The following is a 19,111-nucleotide window of genomic DNA, read 5'->3' on the forward strand; positions in this document are numbered from 1 at the left end:
CGGTTGGTGGGTGGTTCCGCCGCCGCCCCGGCCCGGGCTCCCGGAGGGGGACGGCACCGGTGGCCGCCGGTTTCTCCTCCGGTGGCCGGGCACCGCCCGCGCTGCGGCAGCGGTCAGGGTATCCGAGTGCCTGCGCGGGGCCGTGGCCGGGGCGTTGGCGACGCCGTGGGTCCGCGTCAGCGCCTGAGGACCTTGCGCGAAAGGACGTTGCCCAACAGTTGGGCGGCTTGCACCAGGACGATGAGGATGACGACGGTCACCACCATCACCCGGGTGTCGAACCGCAGATAGCCGTGGGTGATCGCGAGGTTGCCGACTCCCCCGCCGCCCACCGTGCCGGCGATCACCGAGAAGTCGATCAGCGCGACCAGCATGAACGTCATGCCGAGGATCAACGGTCCCAGTGCCTCCGGTACCAGGACCGTCAGCAGGATCCGCACCGGACTGGTGCCCATCGCCCGGGCCGCCTCGATGACGCCGGGTTCGACGGCGAGCAGGTTGCTCTCCACGATGCGGGCCACGCCGAACGTGGCGATCACCGTCATGGGGAGGACGACCGCGTCGGTGCCCACCGCGGTGCCGATCAACTCCCGCGTCACCGGGGAGAGGACGACGATCGCGATCAGCGCAGGCACCGGGCGGACGACGTTGACCACCGTGCTGAGGACGACGAAGACGGCCCGTTGCTGGAGGATGCCGCCCTTGCGGGTGGCGTAGAGGGCCAGTCCCACGACCAGGCCGAGCAGGCCGGAGAGGGCGAGGGTGGCCAGCACCATGTAGAGCGTCTGGCCGGTGGCTTCGGTGATCTTGGGCCAGAGCAGGCTCCAGTCCTGCTGGATCATGCGCCCACCTCCGCCAGGACGGACGCGGCGACGGCCTCGTCCACGCCGTGCTTCCGCAAGGCCGCGGGCAGCAGGTCGAGGAGCGGTGACGCCTGCACGGCGCTGCGGACGAACGCCCGGGTGGTGGGGTGTCGGGGCGCCGCGAACAGCTCCCGGACCGGGCCCATCTCCACGATCCGCCCGGCGTCCAGCACCGCCATCCGGTCGCAGACCGCCCGCACCACCTCCATCTCGTGGGTGATCAGCACGATCGTGACGCCGAGTTCGTCGTTGACCCGCCGCAGGAGCGCCAGCACCTCCTGGGTGGTCTGCGGGTCGAGCGCCGAGGTCGCCTCGTCGCAGAGCAGCACCCGGGGTTCGGTCGCCAGGGCCCGGGCGATGCCGACGCGTTGCCGCTGGCCGCCGGAGAGTTGCTCGGGGTAGCGCCGGGCCTGGTCGGCGAGGCCGACGAAGCGCAGGGCTTCGGCGGCCCGTTCCCGGGCTTCGGCGCGGGTGGCGCCGGCCTGCCGCAGCGGGTAGGCGACGTTGCCGAGGACGGTGCGGGAGCGGAAGAGGTTGAACTGTTGGAAGACCATGCCGATGTCCCGCCGGGCGGCGCGTAGTTGGCGACTGCCGAGGGCGGTGAGTTCCTGGCCGGCCACCGTGACGGTGCCGGTGGTGGGCGTCTCCAGCAGGTTGATCAGCCGCAGCAGGGTGGACTTGCCGGCGCCGCTGTGGCCGACGATGCCGAAGACGCTGCCCGGCGCGACGGCCAGCGACACCCGGTCGACGGCGACCGTCCCGCCGGCGAACTCCTTGCTGACGTCGTCGAGTTGGATGAGGGGGCGGGGTTGCGCGGAGGGCGGTGGGGTGGTCACGACGCCCCCTTGAGCTGCCGGTCGACGCGGGCCAGTTCCGCGGCCAGTTCGGCCGCGGAGAGGTTGAGGTGGACGGCCGTGCCGTTGGAGGTCCGGCGCGCCTCGTCCTGCACCGCCTTGCTGGCGTAGAGCTTGACGACCTTGGCGTAGTCGGGGTTGTCCCGGTCCTCGGCGCGGGCCGCGATGACGTTGAGGTAGGGGCGGATGTCGGGGCTCTGCGGGTCGTCCTTGACCAGTGCGGTCTGCGCGCGGATGCCGGACAGCGAGGCGACGCCGTCGTTGATGACCGCGGCGTCGACGTCGGCGAGCAGCCGGGGGGTCTGCTGGGCGTTGACGGGGGTGAAGCGCAGGTGGTGGGGGTTGGCGGCGATGTCGTCCGCGGTGGCGTAGAGCCCGGTGCCCTGCTTCAGCTCGATGAGCTTGGCCCGGGCCAGCAGCCGCAGGGCCCGCCCTTCGTTGGCCGGGTCGTTGGGGTGGGCGATCCGGGCGCCGTCCGGGAGGTCGGCCAGCCGCTTGGCCTTCTTGGAGTACAGGCCCATGGGAACGACGCTGGTCGGCGCCAGCGGCACGATGTCGGTGCCGTTCTCGGTGTTGGACTGGGCGAGGAACACCAGGTGTTGGAAGGCGTTCAGTTCGATGTCGCCGGCGGCCAGCGCCTTGTTGGGCAGCGAGTAGTCGTCGAACGGCACCACCTCGACGTCAAGGCCCTGCTTCTTCGCCTCCTCGGCGAGCACGTCCCATTCGGTGGAGTCGCCGCTGACGCCGACCCGGATGCGGTGCGCCTGGGAGCCGGCGGTGCCGCAGCCGGCGACGAGGAGGGCGAGGGCGGTCGCGGCGGCGGTCGCCAGGAGCGCGCGGCGGCGCGGCGCGGCGGGCCGCCCGGTCTCGGGGCGCCGGGCGGCGGGGTGCAAGGCGGTGTGGTGCATGGTGTGCGTTCCCTCGGGTGGTGGGTGGAGGTGTGGGGCGCCGGGCTCTTGTGGAGCGGCGGCTCCCCGGGTCGGGTGGTCGTGGCGCCGGGCCGGTCAGGGCCGTTCGGCGTGGTGGCAGGCGGCCGCGGAACGGCCGGGGCCGGGTGCGGTCAGGGCCGGGGCCTGCCGTTCGCAGCGGCTGCGGCGGTCGGCGTCGTACGTCGCGGACAGTGCGGCGTACAGCGGGCAGCGGCTGCGGAAGCCGCAGCCGGTGGCCCGTCGGGTGGGGCTCGGCGGGTCGCCGGGCAGCAGGATCCGTTCGCGACCCCGCTCGCGCACCGGGTCCGGCAGGGGCACCGCCGACAGCAGGGCGCGGGTGTAGGGGTGTCGGGGCGCGCCGAACACCTCGGCCACCGGCCCGTGTTCGACGGTGCGCCCCAGGTACATCACGCTCACCCGGTCGGCGACGTGGCGGATGACGGACAGGTCGTGGGAGACGAAGAGGTACGACAGGCCGAGTTCGGCGCGCAGGTCGGTGAGCAGGTTCAGGACGCCGGCCTGGACGGAGACGTCGAGGGCGGAGACCGGTTCGTCCAGGACCAGCAGCCGCGGTCGGACGGACAGCGCGCGGGCGATGCCGATGCGTTGGCGCTGGCCGCCGGAGAAGGCGTGCGGCGGGCGGTCCGCGTGGTCCGGGGAGAGCCCGACCAGGCGCAGCAACTCAGGGACGCGGGCGGCCGCCTGGGCCCGGTCGGCGCCTTGGGCGCGCAGCGGCTCGGTGATGATCTCGCCGATCGGCAGCCGGGGGTCCAGGCTGGACAGGGGGTCCTGGAAGACGATCTGCACCTGGCCGCGGAGTTCCTTGCGCACGGCCCGGTCCAGGGTCCGGGTGTCGTGGCTGAGCACTTCCACGGTGCCGCCCTCGGGTGCCGTCAGGGCCAGCACCTCCATCAGCGCGGTGGTCTTGCCGGAGCCGGATTCGCCGACCAGGCCGAGCGTTTCGCCGGGCCGGACGTCGAGGTCGACGCCGTCCACCGCGTGGACGCTGCCGACCCGGCGCGGGAAGAGCGCTCCCTTGCGGACGGGGAAGGTCTTGGTGAGGCCGGTGACCTTCAGGACGGGCGCGCGGCCGCCCGGGCCCGGGTCGCCGTCGGACCCGACGGTGCGGCCGGCGGGGGCGGGCGGCGCGGGGTAGACGTCGGTGGCGGTCAGCCCGTCGGCGGCGATCCGGTCCGCGTGCCGGCAGGCCGCGTACGAGCCGTTCCGCCCGACCGAGTCGAGCGGCAACAGCACCGGCTCCGCGGTCCGGCAGGCGTCGTCGGCCAACGGGCAGCGCGGGGCGAAGGCGCAGCCGGCGGGCAGGTCGTGCGGCTCGGGCGGGGCGCCGGGTATGGGGATCAGGGGCGTCCGGCGGCCGGGCGCGGCGGAGTCGACCGGCGCGCCCGCGTCGGGCGCCGCCACCGGCTCGTCGAGCCGGGGCACAGCGCCCAACAGGCCCATGGTGTACGGCATCCGGGGCGTCGCGAACAGCTCGGTGGCCGGGCCGGACTCCACGATCCGGCCGGCGTACATGACCGCCACCCGGTCCGCCATCCCCGCGATGACGCCCAGGTCGTGGCTGACCAGCAGCAGGGCCGCGCCGGTGGTGCGCTGTGCGGTGCGCAGCACGTCGAGCACCTGGGCCTGGACGGTGACGTCGAGGGCGGTGGTGGGTTCGTCGGCGAGCAGGACGTCGGGTTCGTTGGCGATGGCCATGGCGATCAGGGCGCGCTGCCGCATCCCGCCGGAGAATTCGTGGGGGTAGGCCGCGGCGCGGACGGCGGGGTCGGGGATGCCGACCAGGTCGAGGAGTTCCACGGCCCGCCGGCGGGCGTGGGCCCGGGAGACGTCGTGGTGGACGCGGATGGCCTCGGCGATCTGGTCGCCGACCCGGTGGACGGGGGTGAGTGCGGACAGCGGGTCCTGGAAGACCATGGCGATGCGGCGTCCGCGCAGCCGGGAGAGCGCCGCGTCGCTCGCGCCGACGAGTTCGGTGTCGGCGACGGTCACCGAGCCGCTGACCCGGGCGGTGTCGGGCAGCAGGCCCAGGGCGGCGAGGGCGACGGTGGACTTGCCGGAACCGGACTCCCCCACCAGGCCGAGGACTTCGCCGCGGTGCAGGGTGAGGTCCACGCCCCGTACGGCGGGGGCCGGGCCTCGGGGGCCGTCGAACGCGACGTGCAGATCGCGGACGCGCAGTACGGCGTCGGTGGGGCGGGCGGGGTCGGGACGGCTGCCGGTGGGCAAAGGGCCGGTCCGCCGGTGGGTGTCCGTGTGCGGTGCGGTCATGCTCCTGCGGTCCTTTCCGGGGCGCGGTGCTCGGTGCGGTGGGGCGTGCGCGGGGCGGGCCGTGCGGGGCGGCGGGCTCGGGACGCGCGCCGCCCGCGGGCCCGGTCCGAGGTCGGGTCCAGGGCGTCGCGCAGCCCGTCGCCGAGGAAGTTGACGGCGAGGACGAACACCACCAGCAGTCCGGCGGCGAAGAAGAACATCCAGGGGTAGGTGAGGGCGGCGCCGGTGCCGTCGGCGATCAGGGTGCCCAGGGAGACGTCGGGCGGTTGGACGCCGAAGCCGAAGTAGGACAGGCCGGTTTCGCTCATCACCGCGCCGCCGACCGCGATCGTGGCGTCGACGATGAGGAACGAGGCGATGTGGGGGAGGACGTGGCGGACGATGATGCGCAGCGGGTGGACGCCCATCAGGCGGGCGGCGCGGACGAAGTCGCGGGCGATGAGGGAGCGGGTCATCGAGCGGACCACGCGGGCGGTCAGCATCCAGCCGAAGGCGGCCAGCAGGCCGACGAAGGCGAGCCAGTTCGCCGAGCGCAGGCGGGGCGAGACGATCGCGATGATGAGGAAGGCCGGGAAGACCAGCAGCAGGTCGATGAACAGGGTGGTCAGCCGGTCGGTCCAGCCCCCGAAGTAGCCGGCGCAGGCACCGGCGAAGGAGGCCAGGACGGTCGCGAGGAAGGCCACCAGCAGGCCGATCAGCAGGGACTTCTGCAGTCCGCGGAGCACCTGTGCGTAGACGTCCTGGCCGATGCTGTTGGTGCCGAACCAGTGTGTGGCGGAGGGGGGTTGACGCAGGGCAGTGTAGTCGATGTCGGTGTGGCTCCAGTGCGTGAGGGAGGGGCCCGCGAAGGCCAGCAGGAAGAGCAGCAGCAGGAGGCCGGCGCCGAGCACGGCGTTGGTGTTGCGCACGAAGCGGCGCAGCGCGATGCGGTTCATGGGTGCGGCTCCTCAGCTGGTCCGGACGCGCGGGTCGAGCGCGGCGTGCAGGACGTCGGCCAGGAAGCCGGCGAGCAGCACCACCACGGCGGCGAACACGTTGACGGCGACGACGGAGTTGACGTCGCCCTTGCCGACCGCGTCGATGAACCAGGCACCCATGCCGTGCCAGCCGAAGACCTTCTCGGTGAAGGCGGCGCCGGTGAACAGGGCCAGGAAGCCGTAGGCGAAGAACGTCGACATCGGGACGAGGGCGGTGCGCAGGCCGTGCTTGAGGACCGCGGTGCGGCGGCGCAGGCCCTTGGCGCGGGCGGTCCGCAGGAAGTCCGAGCCGAGCACGTCGAGCATGGTGCCGCGCTGGTAGCGGCTGTAGGCGGCCGCGGTGCCGAGCGCGATGGCGAGGGTCGGCAGCAGGAGGTGCACCGCGCGGTCGCCGAACAGGGTGGCGAAGTTCCCGGTCAGGCCGGGTGTCCGCTCGCCGGTGAAGCTGATGAGTTCGCGGCCGGCCGCCTCGTTGGCGTGGATGGCGCCGGTCTTGAGCAGGACGGCGAGCAGGAACGTGGGGGTGGCGAGCAGCAGGAACGCGAAGAGGGTCACGGCGCGGTCGGAGAACCGGTACTGGCGCACCGCTCCCCAGGTTCCGAGGAGCACGCCGCCGACGGTGCCGAGGACCGTGCCGGCCAGCAGCAGCCGCAGGCTGACGCCGATCCGGCGGCCGAACTCGGTGCCGACGTCCGAGGAGTCGAGGGTGCGGCCGAGGTCGCCGCGGAGCGCGTGGCCGAGCCAGTCGCCGAACCGTTCCCACAGCGGGGTGCGGTCGTTGATGCCGAGCGCGGTGAGTTGGGTGTCGATGGCTTCGGGTGGTGGTGCCGGCTGTCTGCCTTCGAAGTAGCCGCGTGGTGACAGGGCCAGCGAGGACAGGACGTACGAGATGACGACGGCCAGCGCCAGCAACAGAGCGTAATAGCCGAGGCGTTTGACGAGGTGGGCGAACACGGGTGGGCATCCTTCGCAGGGGGGCGGTGCCGCCAGACGCTATCGCACCGATGTGGCCGTGCCAGGCAGTTGCATGAACCCTTCATTGCAGCCTTGATAAATGCTCTGACCTGGGGATTTCAAAAGGTCTGGACCGGCTTACGGTGCCTGTGCGCCGTAGTTGTGCGGCGCTCGTCCATCGAGAGGAAGCGCAGCATGAACCGGTCCCGCAGAGCCTTGGCGTTGGCCGTCGTGACCCTTTCCACCGCCGCGGTGATCACAGCCTGTGGTGGTTCCGGGGGTGCGTCGGACGACGCGTCGCGGGGCGGTTCGGTGCCGGCCGCCGGCGCCCAGGACCTCAATCCGCACCCGGTCGCGGACCTGAAACAGGGCGGCACCCTGAAGATGGCGATCGAGCAGTGGATCAGCCAGTACAACCCCAACCAGGTCGACGGGACCCAGGGCGACGCCTCCGCCATCACGGAACTGGTCGAGCCGCAGCTGTTCCGGCTCGACGCCAAGGGCGTTCCGCACCGCAACCCCGATTTCCTGGCCTCCGCCGAGGTCGTCTCCACCGCCCCGCAGGTGGTCAGGTACCGCCTCAACCCGAAGGCGAAGTGGTCCGACGGGAAGCCGCTGGGCTGGCGGGACTTCGCGGCCCAGTGGAAGGCGCTGAACGGGCGGGACAAGCGGTTCGCCGCCGCGGACACCAGCGGCTACGCGCAGATCTCCGACGTCGCCCGGGGCGCCGACGACCAGGAGGTCACGGTCACCTTCGGCACCCCGTACGCGGACTGGCAGAACCTGTTCGACCCGCTGCTGCCGGCCTCGCTCAACGCCACCCCGGAGAGCTTCGCCAAGGCGTGGGCCGGCACCGTCCCGGTGACCGCCAACGCCTTCAGGATCGGCGCCTACGACCGGACTGCACAGACCATCACCGCGGTTCCCGACCCCAACTGGTGGGGCGAGAAGCCGAAACTGGACAAGGTGATCTTCTGGGCGCTGGACGGCTCCAGCTACGTCGACGCGTACCTCAACAAGGAGATCGACTACACCAGCGCCGCCAGTCCCGAGGCGTACCAGCGGCTGAAGGGCGACAAGGGGACCGACATCCGCATCGGCGCGCGCTGGGACCAGGTGACCCTCAGTCTCAACGGCCGGCGCGGCCCGCTCCGGGACCTCCGGGTCCGCCAGGCAGTGATGCTGGGGGTCGACCGCACGGCGTTGGCGAAGGTGGCCGGCAAGGACCTGCCCTTCCAGCCGAAGGTGCTCGGCAACCACTTCTTCATGCCCAACCAGGAGGGCTACCGGGACAACGCGGGGTCGTTCGGCAAGCGGGACGTCGCCCGCGCCAAGAAGCTGCTGGAAGCGGCCGGTTGGCGGGACGCCGGCCCCGGCAAGCCGCGCACCAAGGACGGTGCGCGGCTGACCCTGGAGTACGTGCTGCCGTCGGACACCGCGGGCCTGGCGATGGACCAGGCGAAGCTCACGCAGCAGATGCTCGGTGAGATCGGCGTCGACGCCCAGTTGCGCAAGGTGCCGTCCAACGACTACTTCGACAAGTACGTCCACCGCAGCAACTACGACCTCAGCCAGTTCCGCCAGGTCGATCAGGTCTTCCGTTCCCAGGCGTACAGCGGCTACCGCATGCCGCAGGGCGGCAACACCTTCAGCAACTACGGCGGGGTCTCCTCCCCCGAGGTCGACCGACTGCTGCTCGCGGCGTCCCGGACCACCGACGTGCGCAAGCAGATCGCCCTCTACAACCAGGCGGACGCGGCGGTCTGGGAACTCGGCCACTCGCTCCCGCTCTACCAGCGGCCGCAGATCCTCGCGGTCCGCAAGGACCTCGCCAACTTCGGGGCGACCGGCCTCGGCAGCGAACAGCTCGCCAGGACGGGCCGGTTGAAGTGACCCGTGGCGCGTCGGGGCGGGGCGGCTCCCGCCCCGACGCGGGGCGGTGCCGTCAGCTCCAGAGGTTCAGGGTGACCACGCGCGGCGTGTCGGCCGGCCGGCCCGCGGGGTAGGTCAGCGTGACGCGGGTGAAGTGCCGCTGTCCGTCGTGACCGGTCCGGGCCTGCGGGGTGTCCAGGCGCACCCGCACGGGATAGCCGTGGAAGTGGCCGGCCGCGCAGTAGGGCTGGCAGTCGTTGACCATGTCCGTGCCCTCGGCCACCGCGGACCGGGAGTGCCACTGCGACCAGCGCAGCGACGTCAGGACGTTGTTGCCGTCTCCGCAGGCGAGCATGAAGGTGCCTGGCTGGTGTTGTGCGTTGCCGGTGCAGTCGATGACCGCCACACGGTTGCCCGTAGTGGGCGGGGTGGCGGCGGAGGCGGACGCCGGCATGGTGGCCGTCGCCAGTGCCGCCCCCGCACAGACCATGAGTGCTGCCGTTGCCCTGTGAAATCGCATATCCGCTCCTCAGCCGCTTCGCACGGATGGATGTCTCGGACACCGGCTGCGACGCAGGGTGCGGATGCCGTCACGGCCCGAACGCGTCCCCGCGGGGCGGTCGCTGCCTCTCTGCGGAGCAGGCTACGACCGTCGCACCCGGCGGCGCCACCCGGACGGCCGACGACCTGCCCGCGTTCCGCAGCGTGGCCCGGTGAGCACGGAACGTGCCCCCGCGGGACGGCGCCGCGGCGTCAGGACGCGGCCGCCCGGTGCGCCCGCCACTCCGGCGCGAGCACCGACCAGATCTCCATGTCGTGCCGCGCGCCGCGGTACGCGTAGCTCTCGCGCAGCACGCCCTCCCGCGTCATGCCGAGCCGGCGGGCCACCGCGATGCTGGGCGCGTTCGCCGAGGCGACCCACCACTCGACGCGGTGGATCCCCCGTTCTTCGACGGCCCAGTCCACGACCGCCCGCACCGCCCGGGTCACCAGCCCCCTGCCGACCGCCGACGGCTCCAGCCAGCAGCCGGCCTCGGCCACGCCCTGCGCGGTGTCCATCGTCCGCAGCAGGATCGCCCCGACCAGCTCACCGCCGGTGCGGATGCCGTAGATCCGTCCGGTGTCGGCCGCGGCCTTCTCGGCGTACGACGTCAGGTACGCGCGGCTCGACGCCAGGTCGGTGATGACGTCCGGCAGTCCGTTGTGGCGGCCGATGAACTCCCGGCCGCGGTCGATGTGCGCCAGGAACTCCTCGGCCTGCCAGGGCTCCAGCGGCCGCAGCTCCGCACCGTCCGCCCCCAGGGATGTCGCGAACACCGTCACCCTCCTCGACCGGCCGGAGCCGGCTGCCGTTCGCACGGCGCGCTCCGCACCGCTCGGGCCGGGATCCTCTCACGGGAGGTCCGTGGTCGTCCCGGGAGCCGTGCCGCTGCGGAGCGGGCCGTGCGCGCCGCGCTCAGGCGGGGGTGCCGGCCGCCGCCAACAGGTGCTCCACCGAGGCGAGTTCGACGCAGAGCGTCAGGGCCTCGACCGCGTCGCGGAGTTCGTCGGGGTCGGGGTAGCTGGGCGCGAGGCGGATGTTGCGGTCCCGGGGGTCCTTGCCGTAGGGGAAGGTGGCACCCGCGGGGGTCAGGGCGACGCCGGCGTCGGCGGCCAGTTCCACCACGCGGGCCGCGCAGCCGTCCAGCACGTCCAGGCTCACGAAGTAGCCGCCCCGGGGACGGGTCCAGGAGGCCGCCCCGGTGCCCCCGAGCCGCTTCTCCAGGAGGGCGTCGACCAGCTCGAACTTGGGTTGCAGCACGGCGGCGTGGCGGGCCATGTGGGCGTGCACGGCCGGCGCGTCGGGCAGGAGGCGGGCGTGGCGGAGCTGGTTGACCTTGTCGGGGCCGATCGTCCGCTTGGCGAGGTGGCCGAGGAGCCAGGCGACGTTGGCCGGCGAGGATCCGAAGAAGGCGACGCCGCTGCCGGCCGCGGTGATCTTCGAGGTCGATCCGAAGACGAAGACCCGGTCGGGATGGCCGTGTTCGACGCTCAGGCCGAGTATGTCCGCCAGCGGCTCGTCCACCCCGGCCACCTGGTGCACCGCGTAGGCGTTGTCCCAGAAGATGCGGAAATCGGGGGCGGCGGTCTCCATGGCGGCCAGGCGGCGAACCGTCTCGGCGGAGTAGGTGGCGGCGGTGGGGTTGCTGTACTTGGGCACGCACCAGATGCCCTTGACCCGCTCGTCGGCGACGAGGCGTTCCACCTCGTCCATGTCCGGGCCGGTGTGGGTCATCGGCACGGGAATCATGTCGATGCCGAGCTTCTCGCAGATCGCGAAGTGCCGGTCGTAGCCGGGCACCGGGCACAACACGGCCGTCCGCCCCTCCCGCGGCCAGGGCGCGTCGCCGCCCACCACGCCGAACAACACGGCGTCCACCAGGCACTCGTACATCAGCTCAAGGCTGGAGTTACCGAGCGCCACCAACTGCTCCGCCGGCACCTGGAGCAGGGCGGCGAACGTCGCACGCAGTTCGGGCAGGCCGCGCAGACCGCCGTAGTTGCGGCAGTCGGTGCCGTCCGCGGCGGTGTGGTCGTCCAGGCCCGGCAGGCCCAACAGGGCCGACGACAGCGCCAACTGCTCGGCGGCGGGCTTGCCGCGGGTCAGGTCCAGGCGCAGACCACGGCCCTTGAGCCGCTGGTGCTCGGCGCGGAGTGCGGTGAGCCGGTCGGAGAGTTCGGCGGGCGTGCGTGCGGTCAGGTCCATTCCTCATCCTTCGTGCGGTACTGCACCCGGCTGCTGCCGGCGCGCGGCGGCGCCAACGGTAGCCGTGGTGGATCAGGACCACCTGCCCATTTCCGCCCGACCGATGCCTGGCAATCGTCCGACACCCGCCAGGCCACCGCCGGCCAGGCGTTTCGCCCCGTTCCGCCGCGGCACCCCACCGCACAGGATTCCCGCTAACGAACTTGTTCGTAACGAACGCGTTCGTTACAGTGGCATCCATGCCCACCACGCCGGGAACCCCAGCCGAGCCCACCGCCGCCAGCCGCCCCACCGCCCCGCGCAGCCGCCGCGAGCGCCCCGCGAAGCCCGCCCTGACCAGGACCGGGATCGTCGCGACCGCGGTCGCGCTGATGCGGAGCGAGGGCCTGGAGCGGGTGACCATGCGTCGCCTGGCGAAGGAACTGGACACCGGCCCGGCCTCGCTCTACGTGTACGTGGCCAACACCGCCGCGTTGCACGCGGCCGTCCTGGACGAGCTGCTGGGCGAGGTCGACCTCCGGCCGGCCGGCGCCGCGGGCGCCTGGCGCGACCGCCTGGCCCGCGTCCTGTCGTCCTACACCTCGGTCCTCTTCGCACACCCGGAACTGGCCCGCTCGGCCCTGGTGACCCGCCCGTCGGGACCGCACTACCTACAACTGCTGGAAGCCCTGCTGGCCCTACTGGCCGAAGGCGGCGTCCCGGACGACCGCGCCGCCTGGGGCGTGGACGCCCTCCTGCAGTACGGCACCGCCACCGCGGCCGAACAGTCCGCCCGCGACGCCGCCCCGCACGCCCAGGACGAGCAGGACGCCCTGACGGCCGCGGTGCGCCACGCCTCGCCACAGACCTTCCCGCGGCTCGCCGCCCTCGGCGCCGAACTCTTCTCCGGTACCGGTGAAGACCGCCTGACCTGGGGTTTCCATGTACTGGTCAACGGGATGTCGGACACCGCGCGGCCGGCTCGCACCGCCACCGCCTGAGCGCCCCGGGCCCTCCTGCCCAGGCGCACCCACCCCACCCCAAGGAGCCCGCACCCCCATGAGCACCCACCACCCCCTCGTCATCCTCGGCGGCGGCCTCGGCGGCCTGACGCTGGCCCGCGTCCTGCACGTGCACGGCATCGAGGCGGCCGTCTTCGAGCGGGAGGACTCGCCGACCGCCCGCACCCAGGGCGGCATGCTCGACATCCACGAGGACTCCGGGCAGCTCGCCCTGCGCGCCGCCGGCCTGTACGACGACTTCCGCGGCCTGATCCACGCCGGCGGGCAGGCGCTGCGCATCCTCGACCCGCAGGGCACCCTCCGGCGGGCCGAGGAGGACGACGGCACCGGCACCCGCCCCGAGGTGGACCGCGGTCGGCTGCGCGACCTGTTGCTGGGCTCCCTGCCCGAGGGCACCGTCCGGTGGGGCAGGAAGGCCACCGGGACGCGCGCGCTGGCGGACGGCCGGTACGAGGTCGCCTTCGCCGACGGCAGCGTGCTCACCACCGACCTGCTCGTCGGCGCAGACGGCGCCTGGTCCCGGGTGCGCCCGCTGTTGTCCGACGCGGTCCCGACCTACACCGGGATCTCGTTCGTCGAGAGCAACCTGCGGGACGCCGAGGCCCGCCACCCCGACAGTGCCGCCCTGGTCGGCGACGGCTTCTTCCTCTGCCTGGGCGACGAGAAGGGGTTCCTCGCGCACCGCGAGGGAGACGGGAGTCTGCACGTCCACACCGCGCTGAAGGCCGACGAGGACTGGCTCGACACCCTCGACTTCACCGACCCCGACACCGCGAAGAAGACCGTCCTCGCCCGGTTCGAGGAGTTCGACGAGGGGCTGCGGAGGCTGCTCTCCGACGCCGACGGCCCGCTGGTTCCGCGCCGCATCCACGCACTGCCCGTCGGCCACCGCTGGCCCCGCACCCCCGGTGTGACCCTGTTGGGCGACGCCGCGCACCTGATGTCCCCCTTCGCCGGTGAGGGGGCCAACCTCGCCATGATGGACGGCGCCGAACTCGGCCGGGCGCTGGCCGCCCGTCCGGCCGACCGCGAGGCCGCCCTCACCGCCTACGAGGAGGCCCTCTTCCCGCGCAGCACCGCTTCCGCCGTCGCATCGGACGCCAGCCTGCGGCTGATGTTCGGCGCGGACGCCCTGTCCCGACTCCTCGACCAGTTCGCCGCCCATGGGCCGGAGGGACGCTGACCGTCCACCGTACGAACGGTCCGCCGCATCCGTGGAATAGGCAGCGGCGCAGGGGAGTTGGAGGCGGATGACCGAAGAATTCAGCGACCCCGTGCTTCGGGCGGCGATCCGTTCCGCCGCGGCAGCCGTACCCGGGGACCCGAGACCGGAGCAGCCATGACCACGTCCAGTGCCACGCCCGGCGCCGCCCCCGCCGGCGCGGACCGTTCGTTCCTCTTCGTCCTCGCCAGTTCCCGCTCCGACGGGAACACCGAGATCCTGGCCCGTGCGGCCGCCGCCCAACTCCCCGCCGACGTCCCGCAGCAGTGGGTGGACCTGTCCGGACTGCCGTTGCCCGACTTCCAGGACGGCCGCCACGAGTCCGACGGTTGGACGGCCGGGGAGCTCGAGGAGGAGTTGCGGCAGGCCACGCTCCGGGCCACGGACGTGGTCATCGCCTCGCCGCTCTACTGGTACACGCTCTCCGCACAGGCCAAGCGCTACCTCGACTACTGGTCGGGGTGGTTGTCGGTGCCCGGCTCGGACTTCACGCAGCGGATGGCGGGCGGGACGCTGTGGGGAGTGACGGTCATGGCGGACCCGGACGAGGCACGCGCCGACGGCCTGGTGACCACGCTCAACCACACCGCGGCGTACCTGCGGATGGACTTCGGCGGGGTGCTGCTCGGCAACGGCTCCCGCCCCGGCCAGGTGCGCGACGACGACCGCGCCATGATCCGCGCCAAGGACTTCTTCCAACGGCCGGCCCCGCTCACCCGCATAGACGGGCCGGCGCAGCCGTAGCCCAGCGCACGGACGCCGGCGGGGCGTGGACCCCGCCGGCGTCGCCTGGTACGGGTCCGGCTCAGTCGGCGTCCACGCGCAAGGAGGCGAAGCGCAGGTTGCGGTGCTTGCCCGGGCCGAGGTCGGCGACCGGACGTCCGGCGCAGTTCGGCCGGGCGTAGAAGTGGGCGGTCTTGCCGACCAGGGAGAGGTTGGAGGTCGTGCCGGCCCCCGCGATGGCGTAGCAGCGGCCGGGTTCGGGCTGCTTGAGGGTGGCGGCCCGGCCGGCCGGGGTGGTGTAGGTGATCATGCCGAGGTCAGCGGCGTCCGCGGTGGCCACCGGCAGCAGCACCGCGCCGACGGCGAGGGCCAGGGCCGCCACCGCACGGCTGCGTTCGCGACCACGTCCACGTACAACGGAGTTCATCGGGGCTCCAGATGAGGGGAGAGCAGATTGTCGACCGGTCCAACGACGGACCGGCCGACCCGTGACGCCGCCCGCGCCGACTCCCCCGCTCGACCGTCCCGCTGCCCCGTCGGACCGGCCGCCCCGGGCGTCACGTCCGCAGCGCGTCGCCGGCGGCGGGGATCGGGGCGGCACCCGAGGGGTCCGCCGCGGGCGGCGGGCCGAAGAGCGGGAGGCCGTATCGGCCGCGGAAGGCACGGCTGCGACGGACGGTCAGCGCCACCATCACGCCGAGGATCGTGCAGGACTCGATCTTGCCGAGCACCGGCACCAGGTCGACCGGCAGCGCCAGCGCCGCCATCGTGCTCAACGCGGCATCGAGCAGCTGCGCACCGCCCCACAGGAGCGTCAGCCCACGCAACGCGCTCCGGAATTCCGGCAGTTGGGCCCAGGCACGCTCGGCTGCCTCGGCACCGGACGGCCCGCGCAGCCGGGCCGCGAAGTGGAACGCGAAGGGCCGGGCCGCGTACCGGGTGCCCAGGATCCACAGCCCCAGGACGGCGGGGACGCCGGCGTCCTTCAGCAGCAGCACCCGCGGGCTGCCGCTGAACGCCGAAAGGCCCGCCGACACCGCCAGCAGCACGACCACGAGGAGGTCGAACACCTCGACGCGACGCCGCACCAGCGCCGCGCCCAGGGCGTGTGCCGCCGGTGTCACGCCGCTCAGCAGCAGGGCCTGCCACGGCGCCACGTCCTGCGCGCGCAGCACGTAGTACAGGACCATCGGCAGCGCGACGTTGACGGTCAGCGGTACGCCCACGGCGCACCACCGCCGCGCCCCTCGCGCCCGTGCGGTTCCTTCGGTTCCCACGACGGCCTCCAGCGGTCCGGCACCGGTCCTTCCGGTACGACGTCGACCTGCCTTCGACGCTAGGAGGCGGACGGGTGGAGCGACATCGGCCCCGAGGTCGGAACGGCCGGAGCGGCTCTCCACCCGCGCGCTCCACCGTCGGGTGGAGCGCGGCCGGCGTCAGAGGCTGTCGCCCAGCCGCTCGATCAACGGGGCCGCCGCCTGCAACGTCGCCAGCTCCGCGGCCGTGAAGCGCTCGCCCAGGGCCGCGGCCAACTGTTGGGCCCGGGCGTCGCGCTTGTACCGCAGCACCTCGACGCCGGTCTCGGTCAACGACATGATGATCCGTCGTCCGTCGTGCGGGTCGCGACGGCGGTCGACGAGGCCGCGCGCCTCCAGCACGCCCAACGTGGTCCCCATCGCCTGGGACGTGATCTGCTCGGCCCGGGCGAGTTCGGCCGCCGTCGCCGGACCGCCCCGGTCCAGTCGTGCCAGCGCCGCGCGCTCGGGCAACGAGAGCTCACCGGGTGCCTGGACCTGCCGGAGCCGTCGGGCCAACAGGCCGATGCTTCCGTAGAGCGCACCGGCCAGGTCGTCGACGTCCGTACTCCGAGTCATGGTGATAAGCCTAGGTTGATCAACTCGACCGATCAACCGACGTCGACCGCCGTCCGCGCACCGGCGCCCCACGCCCCGCGGGGCGCCGCACCGTGCGGCGCGCACCCACAGACATCACCCGTTCGGAGCAGGCCCGCGTGACGCCCCCGAAAGGGGGAACCAGTCTTTACGCATTGACCGGTCTTGAGGAGAGGGTGCGGACATGGGAATCATCGCCTGGGCTTTGATCGGGCTGATCGCCGGTGCCATCGCGAAGGCCCTGATGCCTGGCAAGGACCCAGGCGGCTGCTTGATCACCATGCTGATCGGCATCGTCGGCGGCCTGTTGGGTGGCTGGCTCGGCAAGGTCATCTTCGGGGTGCACTCGATCAACGGCTTCTTCCACCTGTCCACGTGGATCGCCGCCATCGTCGGCTCCCTCATCGTCCTGCTCCTCTACCGCTTCACCTTGGGGCGCAACCGCCAACACTGACCGCGCGCCCGACGACCGGTGGGGGCCGGCGGACCGACGTCCGCCGGCCCCCACCGCACGGGATAAATCGGTTGCGGCTGCCGCGCCCGGGCCAGCAGGGTGGGCGCCGACCGACCGTCAGCAGAGCAGGAGCCCCCGATGCGCCGATTCCTCGAAAACCCCCAGCGCCCTTTCCGGACGGTGAATTTCGAGGACCACGGCACCCATGCAGATCCAGCACACCCTGAACATCGGCATCCTCGCGCACGTCGACGCGGGTAAGACCAGCCTGACCGAGCGGCTGCTGTTCGACACCGGCACCATCGACCGGCTCGGCAGCGTCGACGCCGGCGACACCCAGACCGACACCGGAGTCATCGAGCGCCAGCGCGGCATCACCGTGCACTCGGCGGTCACCTCCTTCACGACCGGCAGCACCCAGGTCAACCTGATCGACACTCCGGGGCACACCGACTTCGTCGCCGAGGTGGAGCGCGTCCTCGGCGTCCTGGACGGCGCCGTACTGGTGCTCTCCGCCGTCGAGGGGGTCCAGGCCCACACCCGCGTCCTGATGCGGACGCTGCGGGAGGCGGAGCTCCCGGTGCTGCTCTTCGTCAACAAGATCGACCGCTCGGGCGCCCGCGCCGCGGCGCTCCTCGGCGACGTCCGGCACAAGCTGGTTCCGCACCCGCTCTCCATGACGGCGGTGCGGGACCTCGGCACCCCGTCGGCCCGGGCACTCCCGCACGTCCTCGACGACGAGGCGGAGTTCCGCACCCGGGTCGCCGAAACCCTCGCCGAGGTCGACGAGACGGTGCTCGCCCGCGTCGTGGACGGCCCGTTCCCGGACCCGGCCGCGCTGCGCACCGCGCTCGCCGAACAGACCCGGCAGGGGCGGGTGCATCCGGTCTTCTTCGGTTCGGCGCGCAGTGGTCAGGGCGTCGGGGCGCTCGTCGACGGGCTCACCGGCCTGCTGCGGCCGCCGTCCGTCGACGTCGGTGCGGGCCCGTCCGGTGGGACGCCGCCCCGCGGCACGGTGTTCGCCGTCGAGCGCGGAGCGTCCGGGAAGAAGACCGCCTACGTGCGCCTGTTCTCCGGCACGTTGTCGGCCCGGCAGCACGTGACCCTGCACCGGCACGGCCCGGACGGCGCGCCCCTGGCGCACCCCGGCCAGATCACCGCCCTCCAGGTCGTCGGTCGAGCGGGTCGCGGCGGCGCCGGGCGCCACGGCGACGACGGCGCCCGGCAGTTGACGGCCGGCGGCATCGGGCGGGTCGGCGGCCTGGTGGAGGCCCGGGTCGGCGACCGGCTCACCGACCCCGCCGGCCGGGACGACGGCCCGCGCCCGCCCCGTTTCCCCGCCCCGACCCTGCGCACGCTGGTCCGCCCGCGGCACCGGGCGCCCGGTGCCGCGGGCCGCCTGCACGCGGCACTGCGGCGCCTCGCCGAGCAGGATCCGCTCCTCCACACCTGTCCCGGGCCCGACGGCGCCACGTCGGTGCTCCTCTACGGCGAGGTCCAGAAGGAGGTCCTCGCGGCGACCCTGGCCCACGACTTCGGGATCGAGGCGGTCTTCGCACCCAGCCGGACCGTCTGTCTGGAACGCCCCGTGGGCATCGGTGAGGCGTACGAGGAGATGGGGCGGCAGGCGGCCAGCCCCAGCGGTTTCGCGGCCACCGTCGGGCTGCGCGTCGAGCCCGCGCCCCGGGACGCCGGGGTCGTCTTCCGGTACGAGACCGAACTGGGCGCCCTCCCGCACGCCTTCCACACCGCGATCGAGGAGACCGTGCACGACGCCCTCCGCTCCGGCCCGCACGGCTGGGCGGTCACCGACTGCACCGTCACCCTCGTCCGCTCGGGCTTCGCCAGCCCGGTCAGCACGGCCGGCGACTTCCGGGGCCTGACCCCGGTGGTCCTCGGTCGGGCCCTGGAACGCGCCGGCACGCGGGTCTACGAGCCCTGTCACGTCTTCGACGTGGACGTCCCGCTCGACGCACTGCCGGCGGTCACCTCGTGCCTCGCCGCACTGGGCGCGGACCTCGCGGAGACCGCGGGCGGGCTGACGTCATGGCTGGTCAAGGGGACGATTCCGGCCAGTCGGGTGCGGGCCGCCGAACACCGGCTGCCGGGCCTGACCCGTGGTGAGGCCCTGTGGTGGTCCCGGCCCGGCGGCGACCGCCCGCTCAGTCGCGCGGCCGCGCGGGCACGCGCGAACTGATCCGCGGTGGAGCCCCGCGCGTCGAGACGATCACTCGACTCGCGGGGCTCCACCGCCGGGAATACAAAAAACCCCGACGCATTACCTGCGATCGAGGTTTGACAGCCGGGCCATTTCTCCGCGTATATTGAACGTTTG

18 protein-coding genes are annotated in these 19,111 nt (G+C 73.0%); 6 read left to right on the forward strand and 12 right to left on the reverse strand.

What is annotated here, in order from left to right; translation table 11 throughout:
• Positions 1 to 176: 176 nt before the first annotated feature.
• From ABD385_RS37135 to ABD385_RS37160, 6 genes are all read right to left on the reverse strand, one after another.
• Positions 177 to 842, reverse strand: coding sequence for a methionine ABC transporter permease (locus tag ABD385_RS37135; RefSeq protein ID WP_344584171.1), 666 nt, complete (start codon positions 840 to 842; stop codon positions 177 to 179).
• Positions 839 to 1,660, reverse strand: coding sequence for a methionine ABC transporter ATP-binding protein (locus ABD385_RS37140; protein ID WP_344584209.1), 822 nt, complete (start codon positions 1,658 to 1,660; stop codon positions 839 to 841). Before ABD385_RS37140 ends, ABD385_RS37135 begins: the two co-directional genes overlap by 4 nt.
• Before the next feature lie 35 nt (positions 1,661 to 1,695).
• The gene (locus ABD385_RS37145) at positions 1,696 to 2,625 is read right to left on the reverse strand and encodes a MetQ/NlpA family ABC transporter substrate-binding protein (protein WP_344584172.1); all 930 of its coding nucleotides are present in this window, start codon (positions 2,623 to 2,625) and stop codon (positions 1,696 to 1,698) included.
• 96 nt (positions 2,626 to 2,721) lie between these two features.
• Positions 2,722 to 4,935: a dipeptide ABC transporter ATP-binding protein gene (locus tag ABD385_RS37150; RefSeq protein WP_344584174.1), complete on the reverse strand. Its 2,214-nt coding sequence runs from the start codon at positions 4,933 to 4,935 to the stop codon at positions 2,722 to 2,724.
• Complete coding sequence (locus ABD385_RS37155) at positions 4,932 to 5,870, reverse strand: ABC transporter permease (protein WP_344584176.1); 939 nt, start codon at positions 5,868 to 5,870, stop codon at positions 4,932 to 4,934. The genes ABD385_RS37150 and ABD385_RS37155 overlap by 4 nt, the downstream gene beginning before the upstream one ends.
• Before the next feature lie 12 nt (positions 5,871 to 5,882).
• Positions 5,883 to 6,866 carry an ABC transporter permease gene (locus ABD385_RS37160; RefSeq protein WP_344584178.1) on the reverse strand — a complete coding sequence of 328 codons (984 nt, stop codon included), beginning with the start codon at positions 6,864 to 6,866 and terminating at the stop codon, positions 5,883 to 5,885.
• A 195-nt stretch (positions 6,867 to 7,061) separates the two neighbouring features.
• Here ABD385_RS37160 and ABD385_RS37165 point away from each other — a divergent pair, with 195 nt between their 5' ends.
• Positions 7,062 to 8,759, forward strand: coding sequence for an ABC transporter family substrate-binding protein (locus ABD385_RS37165; protein ID WP_344584180.1), 1,698 nt, complete (start codon positions 7,062 to 7,064; stop codon positions 8,757 to 8,759).
• Between the two features lie 52 nt (positions 8,760 to 8,811).
• Here ABD385_RS37165 and ABD385_RS37170 read toward each other — a convergent pair whose 3' ends face one another.
• The 3 genes from ABD385_RS37170 to ABD385_RS37180 all read right to left on the reverse strand — a co-directional run bounded on the left by ABD385_RS37170 (position 8,812) and on the right by ABD385_RS37180 (position 11,484).
• On the reverse strand, positions 8,812 to 9,258 hold the full coding sequence (locus tag ABD385_RS37170) for a hypothetical protein (protein WP_344584182.1): 447 nt from the start codon (positions 9,256 to 9,258) through the stop codon (positions 8,812 to 8,814).
• 233 nt (positions 9,259 to 9,491) lie between these two features.
• Positions 9,492 to 10,055 (reverse strand): GNAT family N-acetyltransferase, encoded by a 564-nt coding sequence (locus ABD385_RS37175; RefSeq protein WP_344584183.1) that lies wholly within the window; start codon positions 10,053 to 10,055, stop codon positions 9,492 to 9,494.
• A gap of 139 nt (positions 10,056 to 10,194) precedes the next feature.
• On the reverse strand, positions 10,195 to 11,484 hold the full coding sequence (locus ABD385_RS37180; RefSeq protein WP_344584185.1) for an aspartate aminotransferase type Ic: 1,290 nt from the start codon (positions 11,482 to 11,484) through the stop codon (positions 10,195 to 10,197).
• Positions 11,485 to 11,723: 239 nt separating this feature from the next.
• Here ABD385_RS37180 and ABD385_RS37185 point away from each other — a divergent pair, with 239 nt between their 5' ends.
• The 3 genes from ABD385_RS37185 (at position 11,724) to ABD385_RS37195 (ending at position 14,451) form a co-directional block, all read left to right on the forward strand.
• Positions 11,724 to 12,464 carry a TetR/AcrR family transcriptional regulator gene (locus ABD385_RS37185; RefSeq protein WP_344584187.1) on the forward strand — a complete coding sequence of 247 codons (741 nt, stop codon included), beginning with the start codon at positions 11,724 to 11,726 and terminating at the stop codon, positions 12,462 to 12,464.
• Positions 12,465 to 12,522: 58 nt separating this feature from the next.
• Positions 12,523 to 13,668 (forward strand): FAD-dependent oxidoreductase, encoded by a 1,146-nt coding sequence (locus ABD385_RS37190; RefSeq protein ID WP_344584188.1) that lies wholly within the window; start codon positions 12,523 to 12,525, stop codon positions 13,666 to 13,668.
• Positions 13,669 to 13,824: 156 nt separating this feature from the next.
• Positions 13,825 to 14,451, forward strand: coding sequence for a flavodoxin family protein (locus ABD385_RS37195; protein WP_344584189.1), 627 nt, complete (start codon positions 13,825 to 13,827; stop codon positions 14,449 to 14,451).
• A 61-nt stretch (positions 14,452 to 14,512) separates the two neighbouring features.
• Here the strand turns inward: ABD385_RS37195 and ABD385_RS37200 are convergent, their stop codons facing one another.
• From ABD385_RS37200 to ABD385_RS37210, 3 genes are all read right to left on the reverse strand, one after another.
• Complete coding sequence (locus ABD385_RS37200) at positions 14,513 to 14,857, reverse strand: hypothetical protein (protein ID WP_344584191.1); 345 nt, start codon at positions 14,855 to 14,857, stop codon at positions 14,513 to 14,515.
• Positions 14,858 to 14,987: 130 nt separating this feature from the next.
• A complete protein-coding gene (locus ABD385_RS37205) occupies positions 14,988 to 15,656 on the reverse strand; it encodes a VC0807 family protein (protein ID WP_344584193.1) in 669 nt (222 codons plus the stop codon).
• Positions 15,657 to 15,866: 210 nt separating this feature from the next.
• Complete coding sequence (locus tag ABD385_RS37210; RefSeq protein ID WP_344584195.1) at positions 15,867 to 16,304, reverse strand: MarR family winged helix-turn-helix transcriptional regulator; 438 nt, start codon at positions 16,302 to 16,304, stop codon at positions 15,867 to 15,869.
• 202 nt (positions 16,305 to 16,506) lie between these two features.
• Between ABD385_RS37210 and ABD385_RS37215 the strand changes: the two genes are divergently transcribed.
• Complete coding sequence (locus ABD385_RS37215) at positions 16,507 to 16,776, forward strand: GlsB/YeaQ/YmgE family stress response membrane protein (protein ID WP_016575838.1); 270 nt, start codon at positions 16,507 to 16,509, stop codon at positions 16,774 to 16,776.
• 205 nt (positions 16,777 to 16,981) lie between these two features.
• Entirely contained in the window at positions 16,982 to 18,973 is a 1,992-nt protein-coding gene (locus ABD385_RS37220) for a GTP-binding protein (RefSeq protein ID WP_344584200.1), read from the forward strand.
• The last annotated feature ends 138 nt before the right edge of the window (positions 18,974 to 19,111 follow it).

Source organism: Streptomyces lunalinharesii (assembly GCF_039532155.1).
GTDB classification, from domain to species: domain Bacteria; phylum Actinomycetota; class Actinomycetes; order Streptomycetales; family Streptomycetaceae; genus Streptomyces; species Streptomyces lunalinharesii.

Bases quoted from the DNA above. Each gene is read 5' to 3' on its own strand.
- ABD385_RS37135 (WP_344584171.1), bottom strand. From the start codon at position 842: ATGATCCAGCAGGACTGGAGCCTGCTCTGGCCCAAGATCACCGAAGCC.
- ABD385_RS37145 (WP_344584172.1), bottom strand. From the start codon at position 2,625: ATGCACCACACCGCCTTGCACCCCGCCGCCCGGCGCCCCGAGACCGGG.
- ABD385_RS37150 (WP_344584174.1), bottom strand. From the start codon at position 4,935: ATGACCGCACCGCACACGGACACCCACCGGCGGACCGGCCCTTTGCCC.
- ABD385_RS37155 (WP_344584176.1), bottom strand. From the start codon at position 5,870: ATGAACCGCATCGCGCTGCGCCGCTTCGTGCGCAACACCAACGCCGTG.
- ABD385_RS37165 (WP_344584180.1), top strand. From the start codon at position 7,062: ATGAACCGGTCCCGCAGAGCCTTGGCGTTGGCCGTCGTGACCCTTTCC.
- ABD385_RS37170 (WP_344584182.1), bottom strand. From the start codon at position 9,258: ATGCGATTTCACAGGGCAACGGCAGCACTCATGGTCTGTGCGGGGGCG.
- ABD385_RS37180 (WP_344584185.1), bottom strand. From the start codon at position 11,484: ATGGACCTGACCGCACGCACGCCCGCCGAACTCTCCGACCGGCTCACC.
- ABD385_RS37185 (WP_344584187.1), top strand. From the start codon at position 11,724: ATGCCCACCACGCCGGGAACCCCAGCCGAGCCCACCGCCGCCAGCCGC.
- ABD385_RS37190 (WP_344584188.1), top strand. From the start codon at position 12,523: ATGAGCACCCACCACCCCCTCGTCATCCTCGGCGGCGGCCTCGGCGGC.
- ABD385_RS37195 (WP_344584189.1), top strand. From the start codon at position 13,825: ATGACCACGTCCAGTGCCACGCCCGGCGCCGCCCCCGCCGGCGCGGAC.
- ABD385_RS37200 (WP_344584191.1), bottom strand. From the start codon at position 14,857: ATGAACTCCGTTGTACGTGGACGTGGTCGCGAACGCAGCCGTGCGGTG.
- ABD385_RS37210 (WP_344584195.1), bottom strand. From the start codon at position 16,304: ATGACTCGGAGTACGGACGTCGACGACCTGGCCGGTGCGCTCTACGGA.
- ABD385_RS37215 (WP_016575838.1), top strand. From the start codon at position 16,507: ATGGGAATCATCGCCTGGGCTTTGATCGGGCTGATCGCCGGTGCCATC.
- ABD385_RS37220 (WP_344584200.1), top strand. From the start codon at position 16,982: ATGCAGATCCAGCACACCCTGAACATCGGCATCCTCGCGCACGTCGAC.